Origin of the sequence: Hymenobacter pini, assembly GCF_020421205.1 — a bacterium.
GTDB classification, from domain to species: domain Bacteria; phylum Bacteroidota; class Bacteroidia; order Cytophagales; family Hymenobacteraceae; genus Hymenobacter; species Hymenobacter pini.
The window spans coordinates 856,188-868,764 of the sequence record NZ_JAIZZH010000002.1 but is presented as its reverse complement, the minus strand read 5'-3'; the positions used below and the strand labels follow the sequence as shown (position 1 = coordinate 868,764).

At 58.3% G+C, this 12,577-nt stretch carries 13 protein-coding genes; 3 read left to right on the top strand and 10 right to left on the bottom strand.

Annotated features, from left to right (window positions below):
* Positions 1-49 precede the first annotated feature (49 nt).
* The 3 genes from LF252_RS23020 to hppD form a co-directional block, all read right to left on the bottom strand.
* The gene (locus LF252_RS23020) at positions 50-1,123 is read right to left on the bottom strand and encodes a porin family protein (RefSeq protein WP_226269491.1); all 1,074 of its coding nucleotides are present in this window, start codon (positions 1,121-1,123) and stop codon (positions 50-52) included.
* 187 nt (positions 1,124-1,310) lie between these two features.
* Positions 1,311-3,047 (bottom strand): phospho-sugar mutase, encoded by a 1,737-nt coding sequence (locus LF252_RS10280; RefSeq protein WP_226269490.1) that lies wholly within the window; start codon positions 3,045-3,047, stop codon positions 1,311-1,313.
* Positions 3,048-3,284: 237 nt separating this feature from the next.
* Positions 3,285-4,418, bottom strand: coding sequence for a 4-hydroxyphenylpyruvate dioxygenase (gene hppD / locus LF252_RS10275; RefSeq protein ID WP_226269489.1), 1,134 nt, complete (start codon positions 4,416-4,418; stop codon positions 3,285-3,287).
* A gap of 201 nt (positions 4,419-4,619) precedes the next feature.
* Here hppD and LF252_RS10270 point away from each other — a divergent pair, with 201 nt between their 5' ends.
* From LF252_RS10270 to LF252_RS10260, 3 genes are all read left to right on the top strand, one after another.
* The gene (locus LF252_RS10270) at positions 4,620-5,006 is read left to right on the top strand and encodes a hypothetical protein (protein ID WP_125430793.1); all 387 of its coding nucleotides are present in this window, start codon (positions 4,620-4,622) and stop codon (positions 5,004-5,006) included.
* 117 nt (positions 5,007-5,123) lie between these two features.
* Positions 5,124-5,471 carry a DUF952 domain-containing protein gene (locus LF252_RS10265; RefSeq protein ID WP_226269488.1) on the top strand — a complete coding sequence of 116 codons (348 nt, stop codon included), beginning with the start codon at positions 5,124-5,126 and terminating at the stop codon, positions 5,469-5,471.
* A gap of 126 nt (positions 5,472-5,597) precedes the next feature.
* Complete coding sequence (locus LF252_RS10260) at positions 5,598-6,389, top strand: hypothetical protein (protein ID WP_226269487.1); 792 nt, start codon at positions 5,598-5,600, stop codon at positions 6,387-6,389.
* 57 nt (positions 6,390-6,446) lie between these two features.
* Here the strand turns inward: LF252_RS10260 and LF252_RS10255 are convergent, their stop codons facing one another.
* The 7 genes from LF252_RS10255 to LF252_RS10225 all read right to left on the bottom strand — a co-directional run bounded on the left by LF252_RS10255 (position 6,447) and on the right by LF252_RS10225 (position 12,415).
* Positions 6,447-6,971 carry a DUF2911 domain-containing protein gene (locus tag LF252_RS10255; protein WP_226269486.1) on the bottom strand — a complete coding sequence of 175 codons (525 nt, stop codon included), beginning with the start codon at positions 6,969-6,971 and terminating at the stop codon, positions 6,447-6,449.
* Positions 6,972-7,072: 101 nt separating this feature from the next.
* Positions 7,073-9,001 (bottom strand): ABC-F family ATP-binding cassette domain-containing protein, encoded by a 1,929-nt coding sequence (locus LF252_RS10250; protein WP_226269485.1) that lies wholly within the window; start codon positions 8,999-9,001, stop codon positions 7,073-7,075.
* A gap of 154 nt (positions 9,002-9,155) precedes the next feature.
* Complete coding sequence (locus tag LF252_RS10245; protein ID WP_226269484.1) at positions 9,156-9,389, bottom strand: hypothetical protein; 234 nt, start codon at positions 9,387-9,389, stop codon at positions 9,156-9,158.
* Between the two features lie 158 nt (positions 9,390-9,547).
* The gene (locus tag LF252_RS10240) at positions 9,548-10,228 is read right to left on the bottom strand and encodes a type 1 glutamine amidotransferase domain-containing protein (protein ID WP_226269483.1); all 681 of its coding nucleotides are present in this window, start codon (positions 10,226-10,228) and stop codon (positions 9,548-9,550) included.
* Between the two features lie 38 nt (positions 10,229-10,266).
* Positions 10,267-11,262, bottom strand: coding sequence for an NADP-dependent oxidoreductase (locus LF252_RS10235; RefSeq protein ID WP_226269482.1), 996 nt, complete (start codon positions 11,260-11,262; stop codon positions 10,267-10,269).
* A gap of 216 nt (positions 11,263-11,478) precedes the next feature.
* The gene (locus tag LF252_RS10230; RefSeq protein ID WP_226269481.1) at positions 11,479-11,916 is read right to left on the bottom strand and encodes an organic hydroperoxide resistance protein; all 438 of its coding nucleotides are present in this window, start codon (positions 11,914-11,916) and stop codon (positions 11,479-11,481) included.
* Between the two features lie 43 nt (positions 11,917-11,959).
* Entirely contained in the window at positions 11,960-12,415 is a 456-nt protein-coding gene (locus LF252_RS10225) for a MarR family winged helix-turn-helix transcriptional regulator (RefSeq protein ID WP_317197848.1), read from the bottom strand.
* Between the last annotated feature and the right edge of the window lie 162 nt (positions 12,416-12,577).

Genomic DNA, 12,577 nt, shown 5'->3' with positions numbered 1-12,577 from the left:
AAGCAGTATACTCGGGTACTGACAGTGGTGATTTATCTAGCGAAAAAAATCAGAAAGCAATGCCTAGGTCAAGCCGAATATCAGCCAAGTAAGGCGCAATAGCAGAGGGCTTGTCGTCGCGAAGGTTATGGTCTAGGCGCAGTTCTAGGGAGTACTGCGGGCGGTTGGGCTGTTGCCACAATACGCCCACCCCGCTGGCAGCGCCTACATTGTACCCCCGCATGTTGAAGCTGGAAACACGTGCGGGGGTACCATTCTGATCTTGAACAATTCGCTCCAGCTTGCGCCCGAACAACTGTGTGTATTGTGGCCCAATATTCAGAAAAGGACGCACTTTTCCACTGCCAAACTGGTAGCGCAGCAGTATGGGCAGTTGTACCTGCTTATAAGCCACATTGTAAGACATGACAGTCTTGTAGTAGGCCCCTCCGTTATATACTTCCTGATTTCCGTAGGTATCGGCAACGGCAGAATACACAGCCTCTACCTGCAGCGCAATGTGACGCGTGAGCAATGCATTGACGAAAACGCCGGCATGCCAATCAAGCGAGTTTGAGGTGCGAGGTGCGTTACCCGTCACATCGGGCATTATGCTGGTATTGCGTAGGCCTGCCTTCACGCCCACATAGCTGTGAATACCACCAGGGTCAGCCACTGGTTGGATTGTCTGTTGCGGGTAGCGGCACTTGTTGTAGCGCGTTACCAGCTGCATTAAACTGGGATAGTTATAAGTATACTTAGTTTCAATCAGAATCGAGGAAAAATCCAGCTCGGGGCAGCCGGGCATTACCCGTAGATAGGCCAAACGTGGAGCGCAGGACAACACCTCTATTACATAAGCAGAGTCTTGCTGCTGAAGGAAAAAACGCTTCTCTCCTTGGTCATTGGTGCCGCTGAGCAAGCTGATAGGTCCCCGCAACAATGGTTGCAAGAGCCGAATAGAGCCATTGGGGCCTACCACTCGAGATTCAGCCTGTACGCCTAGTGGTGTACCAATGGTCCGGACTTCGGCTGCCTCAAAATCATAAACTGCCCCTTTCGCATTGCGCAAATGAACCGTTTGGACGGCTCTGTTGTGGAATAAAACGCGTCCACGTAGGGTGTCGCCGTTAGCCTTTACCACGTAGTCAGTAGGGCGGTGCTGAGCCTGTATAGCGGATGGAAGTAGGACCGTTAAGCCCAAAATTGGTAGTACAAACTGTTTCAATTCAGTTATATAGTTACGTGTAAAAACGAACGTCCGGCTGCTGCAGATCAGGCAGCCGCCGGACGATAAATAAACAAGGCCGAAAATTACACTAACTCAACGGTTATTTCAGCTGCATATCATCAATGATGCGCTGGATTTTCTCGCCGGCCAGTTTGTCGGCCAGGTCAAAATCCACGGCGGATTTCAGGGGTTGCCGCACGCTGAAGTAGAACTTGATTTTGGGCTCGGTGCCGCTGGGGCGAGCCGAGATTTTGCTGCCGTCTTCCAGAATGAACTGGAGCACGTTGGATCTTTCCAGGCCGGTTTCAGTTTCGAGGTTGGTGCGCAGGTCGCGGATGCGGCCGGTTTTGTAGTCGCGCAGCTCCACCACGGGCAGGCCGGCAATGGTGCGGGGCGGGTTGGCCCGTAGCTCGGCCATCATTTCCTGAATTTCCTCGGCTCCGCGCTGGCCTTTTTTGGTGAGCGAAATCAGGTGCTCCTTATAAAAGCCGTAAGTGCAGTACATCTGCACCATTTCCTGGTACAGCGTACGGCCCTGGTCTTTGGCGGCGGCGGCCATTTCGGCCAGCAAAGCGCAGGCCGAAATAGCGTCCTTGTCGCGCACGAAGTCGCCAATCATGTAGCCGTAGCTTTCCTCGCCGCCGCCAATGTAGTTCTGCTGGCCTTCCAAGTCGCGGATGATGCCGGCAATGTACTTGAAGCCGGTGAGCGTCTGGTAGGCTTTCACGCCTTGGTGGCGGGCAATGTCGCCTAGCACGTCACTGGTGACGATGGTGTACACGATGAAGTCCTGGTCGGTGGTTTTGCCGGCCTGGCTGCGGGCCGAGAGCAGGTAGTGCGTGAGCAGGGCAGCGGTTTGGTTGCCGTTTACCAGCACCCACTCGCCGTGGTTGTTTTTCACGGCAATGCCTACGCGGTCCGAGTCGGGGTCAGTGGCCAGCACCAGGTCGGCGTCGAGGGCTTTGGCTTGGTCGAGGGCCATCTGCATGGCTACTTTTTCCTCCGGGTTAGGCGACTGTACCGTGGGAAAGTTGCCGTCGGGCGTGGCCTGGGCCTCCACGATGTGCACGTTGGTGAAGCCCAGCTGCGCCAGTGCCTGGGGCACCATGGTAATGCCGGTGCCGTGCAGCGGGGTGTACACAATCTTGAGGTCTTGCTGGCGCTGAATGGCGGCGGGGTTGATGCTTAGCGCCTTCACTTGAGCCAGGTAAGCGGCATCCAGCTCCTCGCCAATCAGGTGAATGCGCGAGTTATCAGCCTCAAACCGGACGTCGCCTACCGACTGAATGGCCTCTACTTCCCGGATGATGTTCTTATCGTGCGGGGCTACTACCTGGGCGCCATCGTTCCAGTACACTTTGAAACCGTTGTACTCCTTGGGGTTGTGCGAGGCCGTCACTACGCAGCCGCTCTGGCAGCTCAGGTGGCGGATGGCAAACGACAGCTCGGGCGTGGGCCGCAGAGCTTCAAATAAGTACACCGTAATGCCGTTGGCCGAGAAAATAGCCGACACCAGCTCGGCAAACAGCCGGCTGTTGTTGCGCGAGTCGTGGGCCACGGCTACCTTAATTTCCTGGCCCGGGAACGACTGCACGAGGTAATTGCTCAGGCCCTGGGCCGCCATACCCAGCGTGTAGCGGTTCATGCGGTTGGAGCCCGCCCCCATGATGCCGCGCAGCCCACCCGTGCCAAATTCCAGATTCCGGTAAAACGCATCCGACAGGAAATCATCCTGATTAGCGGCCAGCAGCTCGCGGATTTCGGCTTGCGTTTGATGGTCGTAGCTAGGCGTGAGCCAGTTGTTGATTTTGGCGTGGATTTCGGGCGTAAGGGCCATACGAAAGTGCTTTTGGGGGGATAAAGAGGAGTTCAGAGAACGGGAGTAAAGAAAAGAGGTTTTCCCGTCATTGCGAGGACGCAGGACAAAGCAATCCGTCCTTTTCAGTGCCCGAAGCCCCGAAAAATGAAAAGCCCCTGACAGCCGTGCTGGCGTCAGGGGCTTTTCATTAGGTCAGAACTTCTGACTGCGTGAAGGAAGGATTGCTTCGTCCTGCGTCCTCGCAATGACGGTGGGTTACAGGTTGCCGCGCAGGGCCTGCTCCCGCTCAATGGCTTCGAACAGAGCCTTGAAGTTGCCTTTACCGAACGATTTGGCGCCTTTGCGCTGGATGATTTCGTAAAACACGGTGGGGCGGTCTTCCACGGGCTTCGTGAAGATTTGCAGCAGGTAGCCTTCCTCGTCCCGGTCCACCAGCAGGTTCAGGTCACGGATGCTGTCCAGGTCCTCGTCGATGTGGCCTACGCGGTCCAGCAGGTCCTCATAGTAGGTGTTGGGCACCTGCAGGAACTCCACGCCGCGGCGGCGCAGTTCCGTTACGGTTGCCCGGATGTCGTGGGTGAGCAGGGCCATATGCTGTACGCCGGCCCCGTGGTAGAAGTCGAGGTACTCCTCAATCTGGCTTTTTTTCTTGCCTTCGGCGGGCTCGTTGATGGGGAATTTTACGTAGCCGTTGCCGTTACTGACCACTTTGCTCATCAGGGCCGAATACTCGGTGCTGATGTCGTCGTCGTCGAAGGTGATGAGCAGCTTGAAGCCCATTACGTCCTCGTAAAACTTCACCCACTGGTTCATTTCGCCCCAGCCCACGTTACCCACGCAGTGGTCCACGTACTGCAGGCCCACGGGGGCGCCCTGCGGAATGCCGCTGGTTTTAGCCACGAAGCCGGGCAGGAAAGGCCCGTTGTACTTGCTGCGCTCCACGAAAGTGTGGATGGTTTCGCCGTAGGTGTAAATGCCGGCCATAGTCACCTCGCCGTGCTCATCCGATACGGTGTAGGGCTCAAAGGCGGGCCTGGCACCGCGCTTGGTGGTTTCCTCGAAGGATTTGCGGGCGTCGTCCACCCACAGGGCCATTACCTTCACGCCGTCGCCGTGCTGGGCCACGTGGCGGGTGATGTCGGAGTCGGGCAGGAGGGAAGTGGTGAGCACCAGCCGGATTTTGTTCTGCTGCAGCACGTAGCTGGCCCGGTCGCGCTGGCCGGTTTCGGGGCCGGCGTAGGCCACCAGCTCAAAGCCAAAGGCGGCCTGATAAAAGTAGGCCGACTGCTTGGCGTTGCCCACGTAAAACTCCAGATAATCAGTGCCGTTGAGGGGCAGGAAGTCGTGGGCGGGGTGGGCCTGCACGGCCGGTGAGGTCATGGTTTCCATAGAGAAACAGCTTGGGTGGCGGGTGGAAGTGTTGGTTGGGGTAAAAATACTGGTTTGGTCTAAATGATTCCCGTTGAAGGTCAACGATTCAGGAAAGGCAAGCCTAAACCCGCGCGGAAACGTATGTAGGCCGGGGCCGGAAGCGCGGGAAACTGCTGATTCCTCCCCACCTTTGCACCTTCACCTACTACCTTACCTAGTATGAATTCGGAAGAGCTGAACCGCGCCCTGGTGGCCCTCATCGAGAAGAAAGCCGAGCTGCACAAGCTCACCTATGACGATGCCCGCTACGACGACGTAGAGGAAGAGCTACACGACCTCGAGGACGATTTCAACGACGAATACGGCGCTTTCCTGGAAGCTGCTCTGGAAAAAGTACACAACGACCTGGGCTCCGACACCGACGTGCTGCTGCCCACGGCCTACCTGCCGGCCAACACCAGCGGTACGCCCACGCCCAAGGAAGGCGTCTGGATTGACTCCGAAAAGTACTCGGGCAAAGAGGCCCGCCTCACGCTGGTGCCCAACCCCACGCGCCTACTTATTACGGTAGGCAAAACGGTGCAGCAGGAAGTGTGGAAAGCGTAAGGTTTTTAATGATGAGTGTTGAATTATGAATGATGAATTTTCAGCTTACATAAGCTGGTAGGCTGTCTGAACGGCTAATTCATCATTCATAACTCATCATTCAACACTCAACTCTCCATGCTCTACCGCATTGCACAGCCCGCCGACTGGCACCGGGCGCAGGAAACCGGCTTTTTTGAAAGCGCCGATTTAGCGGCCGAGGGCTTCATTCATGCTTCCGAGCTAGGGCAGGTGCTGGAAACGGCCCGACTGTACTACCGGGCCAGCCCCGGGTCAGTACTGCTGGAAGTGGATGAAGCCGCGCTGGAAGCGGCAGGCATTCGGGTGGAGCGGGAGTGGGCCGAGCGACGTCAGGCGTATTTCCCGCACGTATTCGGGCGCATTCCGCTGGCGGCGGTGCGGCGTTCCTGGCCGTTTCCGGTGGCCCACGATGGTGCAGCCCACCTGCCCGTTGAAATAAATTAGACAAAACTGGAACTATTCTTGCAACGACGCTATCAGCGGCCGGACCACCTGCTGGTCCGGCCGTTTTTTGTTATCGTCTGATTCTTTTATTCAACGCCGATGCTTACTGTTACCCGTCTGTTTTCTATGCTATCAGCCGGAGGGCTGGCCCTGCTATTATCCGCCTGCGGGGCCAGCACCTTCCTGGCCGTGGAGCCAGCTAATTCCAATGGTCCCTGGGTGAATGGGCACCCCACCAGCGTAGTTAGCCACCCCGATAGTGTGTATGTGCGCGCAGGCTTCCTTCGAGCCGACGACAACGAACTGGTATTTGAAGTGGCCTACCTGAACTACTCTGATAAGCCTATTCTCATTGCGCCCGAAACGTTCTACTACATGGCTGTGCCCGATACCCTGGCCGACAGCACCCGCGTACCGGCCCAGTTCTTCGAAGCCCGCCGCCTGGCCGCCGACCCAGAAGTGCGGCTGGTTCAGCTACAGGCCAGATTGAAGGAGCAGGAGCGCAAAGCCACTAACGTGAGCTGGTTTGAAATCCTGACCACCGTGACCGACTTAGCCGAGGACGTGTCCAGCATCAAGAAAAAGGAAACAGACCAGCAAGTTGCGGAGCGCGAAGCCCGCCACCAGGATAACCAGGCCTTTTTCGATAACCAACGCCTCGACCACGCCGAACAGGCACAGCAGCTGTACTCGCAGACCACAGCGCTGGAAGCCGTAGTGCTACGCAAGAACACGCTGGCTCCCGGTCAGGGCCTGCGCGGGCAGGTGTTCTTTCCGCGCCTGGATGTGGCGCGGAAGCTACGCCTAGTAGTGTTCTTCGATGAGCGGCCGGTGCAGTTTACCTTCACCCAGGCATTGCGGAGCACCCGGCAATACCAGCCTGCTCCCGCCGCTGTAGCGCAAACAGAACCTCGTTGACACAGAAAAAGCCAGCGGAAGCATCCGCTGGCTTTTTCTGGAAGTAAAGTGCAAGTGCTATTTCAGCGCAACCAGCACTTCCTGGTTTTCCCAGCGCAGAATCAGGCCCTGGGGCGTTACCTCATACACCAGCCGCTCGGCCATGCTGGGGGCTTTGCGCGGGATGGTCGTTACGCGGAGGGCGTCCTGCTTTTCATCGTACTTGAAAGCGCCCCACTGCTTGGCCGTTTTGTTGAAGATTACCGTCCATTGTTTCTCCGTTGGGATGACAAACAGCGCGTAGGTACCGGCGGGCAGGGCTTTGCCTTCTACCATCAGGGGTTGGTCGGTGGTGAAGGTGGTGGCTTCGTTGGCCCCGGCCCGCCATACCTGGCCGTACGGAACCAGCCCGCCCCAAATGGCGCGGCCCTTCACGGCGGGGCTGCTGTAGGCTACTGTTACGGTGGCTTTGCCGATTTTGCCGGTGGCCGTAGCGGCCGGGCTGGGCTTTTCTTTGGGGGCATCCTGGGCCTGACTGTGGCCGGCCCAAAGAATACCAACCAGCAACAGCAGCAGCATGCGGAAAAGACGAAGATTTTTCATTGGTGGGGGAAGGAGAGTGGTGAAAAAAATACCCAGCCCCTTGGCAGAGGCTGGGTAAATTACAAAGTCGGCACCAATTGGTTTTAGTGGCCCACCAGCGGCTACACGAAGTCGGCCAGCTCCAGCCAGCGCAGGCCCTTGTCGTCGAGGGCAGTTTCGGTGCGTTTCAGCTCAGCGGCCCAGTCGGCCAGCTCCTGGTGGGAGCCGGTGCCGGAATTGAGTTTCTCAATCAGCTCTTCTTTGCGAGCTTCCAGCTGCCCGATTTCCTTTTCCAGGGTTTCGTATTCCTTTTTCTCGGCGAAGGTGGCTTTGCGCTTGGGCGGGGCCGCCGCCACAGGGGCAGCTACCGGGGCCGGAGCCGGCGCGGCGGCTACGGCCTTGGCGGCGGCGCGGGCGGCTTTGGCTTCCTTCTCGGCCGCTTCCAGGGCGGCTTCGGTTTCCCGCTCGGCCAGGTACTCGCGGTAATCGGTGTAGTTGCCGGGGAAGTTAAGCACCTGCCCGCCGGGCTCCAGCACAAACAGGTGCTCGGCCAGCTGGTCGAGGAAGTACCGGTCGTGGCTGACGATGAGCAGGCAGCCCGAGAAGTGCAGCAGGAAGTCCTCCAAGATATTCAGCGTACCGATGTCCAGGTCATTGGTCGGCTCGTCGAGAATCAGGAAGTTGGGGTTCTTGATGAGCACCCGCAGCAGCTGCAACCGGCGCTTCTCACCCCCGCTCAGCTTGCTGACCAGCGTGTACTGCTGGGCCGGCGGAAACAGGAACAGGCTCAGAAACTGGCTGGCCGTAAGCACGTCGCCGTTGGCCAGCTCAACCACTTCGGCCACTTCCTTCACAATGTCAATTACGCGCTGCGAGGGGTCGAATTCCAGCTCCGTTTGGGTGTAGTAGCCGAACACGGTGGTCTGGCCCACGTCCACGGTGCCCGAGTCGGGCTGGAGCTTGCCAGTGAGCATGTTCAGCAGGGTGGATTTGCCCGCACCGTTGGGGCCCACCAAGCCAATGCGGTCCTTCTTCTTGAACACGTAGCTGAAATCATCCAGCACCACGTTGTCGCCGAAGCGCTTATTGAGGTGGCTGGCCTCGATGATTTTGCCGCCCTGGCGGGTGGTTTTCACGCTCAGCTCCACCTGCTGCTTGCTTAGGTTGGTGGCGGCCTTCTCCTTGGTCACGTAGAAGGCGTCGATGCGGGCCTTTTGCTTGGTGCCACGGGCCTGAGGCATGCGGCGCATCCACTCCAGCTCCTTCTTGAACAGCTGGCGGGCCTTCTCCACTTCCACGGCTTCGCGCGTCTCCCGGTCGGCTTTCTTCTCCACGAAGTAGGCGTAGTTGCCCTGGTAGCGGTACATCTGGCCCTTGTCCAGTTCTACAATTTCGTTGGCCACTTTGTCGAGGAAGTACCGGTCGTGAGTTACCATCAGCAGCGTGAGCGTGGGCGACGACAACCGGTTTTCCAGCCATTCAATGGTGGCCAGGTCCAGGTGGTTGGTAGGTTCGTCTAGCAGCAGCACATCGGGCTCCTCAATGAGCACGCGGGCCAGGGCCACGCGCTTACGCTGACCGCCCGAGAGCTTGCCCACGTTGCGATTCAGCAGCTCACCCAGAATGCCCAGCCGGCCCAGAATCTGCTGCACCTGCGCCTCGTAATCCCAGGCGCTGAGGGCGTCCATGCGCTCCATCACGCGCTGCAGGTCGTCGGGGTTGTGGTTGGGGTCGTTTACTACGTGCTCGTACTCCTTGATGGCCTTGAGCGTATCGTTCTGGCTGGCGAAGATGGTTTCCTCCACCGTCAGCGTTTCGTCGAAATCGGGGTTCTGGCCCAGGTAGGTCACCCGAATGCCCTTACGCACGCTCACCTCGCCGGTATCGGGCGGCTCAATGCCGGCCAGCACCTTCATCAGGGTGGTTTTACCGGTACCGTTGATGCCCACAAAGGCCACGCGCTGGCCCTGCTGCAACCCAAAGTTCAGGTCCTTAAACAGCCAACGGTCGGCGTAATTTTTTCCGAGGTTCTCGGCAGATAGCAAATTCATGCTACAAAGGTAGGAGCTAGGAGTTAGAAGCTAGGAGGGAATCATCGATGTGATACAAGCAGCCCGTCATTTCGAGATGCTTCGCCTCCGGCTCTGCATGACGTTCTGGCGCTCTAGCTCCTGTCTCCTAACTCCCAGCTACTAGCTCCTTCCGTTATATCACCCGCACCCGGTCCCGGTTGGTGTCGTCGCGCAGGATTTCGAGGCCGCGGTAGGCGAGGGGGCGGCCGGTGTTGTGGGTCAGGTCGCCGCCGTCGGCGTGCAGGTGCGCTACGTCGAGAATCAGCTGGTTGTATTTCCGCTCCCCTAGCTCAATGGCAACTGGGCGGCCTTGGCTGGAGTTGAAGGTGGCCAGGGCCTGGTCAATTTCTTCCAGAATTTTACTCATAACGCGGGAGCTAGAACGGGGTAAGTGCAGAAATATAAAAAGTTGTTTGGATTTTGCGGCTTCTCATTGCTGTATCTACAGCAACCTGTAATGCCAAAAGGCCCCGGCCGCTCCATAGCAGGAGCCGCCGGGGCCTTTGCAAGTGCTTAGTGGTAAGACTACTTCTTCAGCAGTTTCAGCAGGGCTTCGGCGGCCGGCTCCGAGGAAGCCGGGTTCTGGCCCGTAATCAGGTTGCCGGTTTGGGTAACGTAGGGGGCCCAGTCAGCGCCTTTCGAGTAATTGCCGCCGTTTTCTTTCAGCATGTCCTCCACCAGGAAGGGCACCACGTTGGTTAGCTGCACGGCTTCTTCCTCGGTGTTGGTGAAGCCGGTTACCGATTTGCCTTTTACCAGTGGCTCGCCGTTGGCGCTTTTCACGTGGCGTAGCACGCCGGGGGCGTGGCACACGGCGGCTACGGGCTTACCGGCGGCATACAGGGTTTCAATCAGCTCAATCGACTTTTTGTCCTCGGCCAAGTCCCACAGGGGGCCGTGGCCGCCGGGATAAAACACGGCGTCATAGTCAGCAGCCGACACGGAGTCGAGCTTCACGGTGTTAGCCAGGGCTTGTTGGGCGGCCGCATCGGCTTTGAAGCGCTTGGTGGCGTCTGTCTGGGCGCTGGGGTCGTCGCTCTTGGGGTCGAGGGGAGGCTGGCCGCCTTTGGGCGAGGCCAGGGTCAGCTCGGCACCGGCATCTTTGAACACGTAGTACGGCGCGGCAAATTCTTCCAGCCAGAAGCCGGTTTTGTGGCCGGTATTGCCCAGTTGGTCGTGCGAGGTGAGCACCATTAGAATTTTCATGGGAAAGGGTATTAGGGGGTGAAAAAAAGATGGTTACGCTAGGCGACTTTCACAATGGCCTTACCGGTGTTGTCGCCCTTGAACAGGCCCAGGAAGGCGGCCGGAATCTGCTCGAAGCCCTCGGTAATGGTTTCCTCGAACTGCAGCTTGCCCTGGCTGTACCATTCCGTGAGCTGCTTCACGCCTTCGGGCCAGCGGGGCAGGTAGTCGCTCACAATAAAGCCCTGCAGCTTGGTACTGGTTTTGAGCAGCTTGCCCTCGGGGCGCGGGCCCACGGGTGCTTCGGTTTCGTTGTAGGTCGAAATCTGGCCGCAGAGCGCAATGCGGGCGTGCTTGTTGAGCAGGTCGTACACTGCATCGGTGATGGGTCCGCCCACGTTATCAAAGTAGCAGTCCACGCCGTTGGGCGCAGCGGCGGCCAAGGCAGCCGGAACGTCGGCGGTTTTGTAGTTGATGGCCTCATCGAACCCCAACTGCTTCAGGTAGGCCACCTTCTCATCGGAGCCGGCGGTGCCAATCACGCGGGCACCCACAATTTTGGCTAGCTGGCCCACCACCATACCCACGGCCCCGGCCGCCCCCGATACCACCACCGTTTCGCCCGGCTTGGGCTGGCAGATATCCAGGAGCCCGAAGTAAGCCGTGAGGCCGGGCATACCCAGCAGGCCCAGGAAGTAGCTGATGGGGGCTTTGTCGGCCGGTACGCGGTTCAGGCTGGCGACCGGGGCCACGCTGTATTCCTGCCAGGGCAGGTTGCCTACCACAATGCTGCCCACCGGCAGGTTCTCAGCCTGGCTTTCTACTACCTCAGCTACTACGCCGCCGACAATGGGCTGGCCCACCTCAAACGGCGCTATGTACGATTTGGCGGCACTCATGCGGCCGCGCATGTAGGGGTCCACGCTCACGTAGCGGGTTTTGAGCAGTACCTCGCCGGCTTTGGGTGCGGGCAGCTCGCGGGTTTCAAACTGAAACTGGGCCGCCGTGGGTGTGCCCTGGGGCCGGCTGGCCAGCAGAATGGTGTTAGTTTTCATGGAAATGGGTTTTTGAGCTGTTAGCTACTGGCTGTTAGCTTTTTCGTTTTGCTGTAACCCAGTTCAGAAATCGGCATACACGCTAACAGCTAACAGCTAACAGCTAACAGCTAACAGCTAACAGCTAACAGCAGTAAAAAGGATTGAGGGCTGAATACGTGCAGCGCGGTACCCCGCAGCAACCCGTATTCAGCCCCCAACGAGAAGTTTACCCAACTAGACGGCGTTGGTAGTAGTCGTGAGGTTCACCTCAATGTTGCCGCGGGTAGCGCGCGAGTAGGGGCAGATGCCGTGGGCGGCTTCTACCAGTTGCTCGGCCTGGCCCTGCTCCACGCCCGGGATATTCACGTGCAGGTCGGCCGAAATGCCGTAGCCACCATCTTCCGCCTTACCGAAGCCGATGAGGGCTTCTACCGTTACGTCCTGCAGCTTCACACCAGCCTGACGGGCCGCAACGCCCAGCGCACCTTCGAAGCAGGCAGCGTAGCCAGCGGCAAACAGTTGCTCGGGGTTGGTAGCGCCGGCTTTGCCGGGGCCGCCCATTTCTTTCGGGGTGCTCAGGGTGAGGTTCAGCACGTCGTTGTTGGTGCTGATGGCACCGTCGCGGCCACCTTTGGCTTTGGCCTGGGCGGTAAATACTTTCTCGATTTTCATGAGAAGGGAGAAGAAAGAATGAAACTGAAGTAGAAAGGCTGATTTATCTCAGCCGGGTAAGCAATTGGGTAAGCTGGTCGCGCAGGGCTTCGAACTCGGCCTGGGGCATGCCCATTTTTTCGAAAAGCTGCGCCGGAATCTTACAAGCCGGTTGCTGCAGCGCCGCCCCCGCCGGTAGCAGCCCGATGATAACAGACCGCTCGTCGCGCGGGTCGCGGCGGCGACTGATGAGCTGGCGCTGCTCCAGGCGCTTCAGTAGCGGCGTGAGCGTGCCGGAGTCAAGGGCCAGATGGTCGCCCAGCTCTTTTACCGTGCGCTCCTGGTATTCCCACAGCAGCAGCAGCACTAGGTACTGCGGGTACGTCAGGTCGAACTTATCCAGCAGGGGTTGGTACGCTTTGGTAATCATGCGCGAGGCGGCATAGAGCGGAAAGCACAGCTGGTTTTCCAGTTGCTGAATCGGATTCACAGATGGTGCCGAAGCAGATGGCGCTTTCATATGGACAAAGGAATGGTATTTGGTTGAATAAAATTCAATTGCGAGCAATTAAATTTTATTGTCTCTGTAGAATGATGCTCGTTACGCGCTATTTTATTGATGGTTATGCATAGAAAAAGGCCGGGCTGCACTGAGCAACTCGGCCTCTCTACAAAGGGCAAA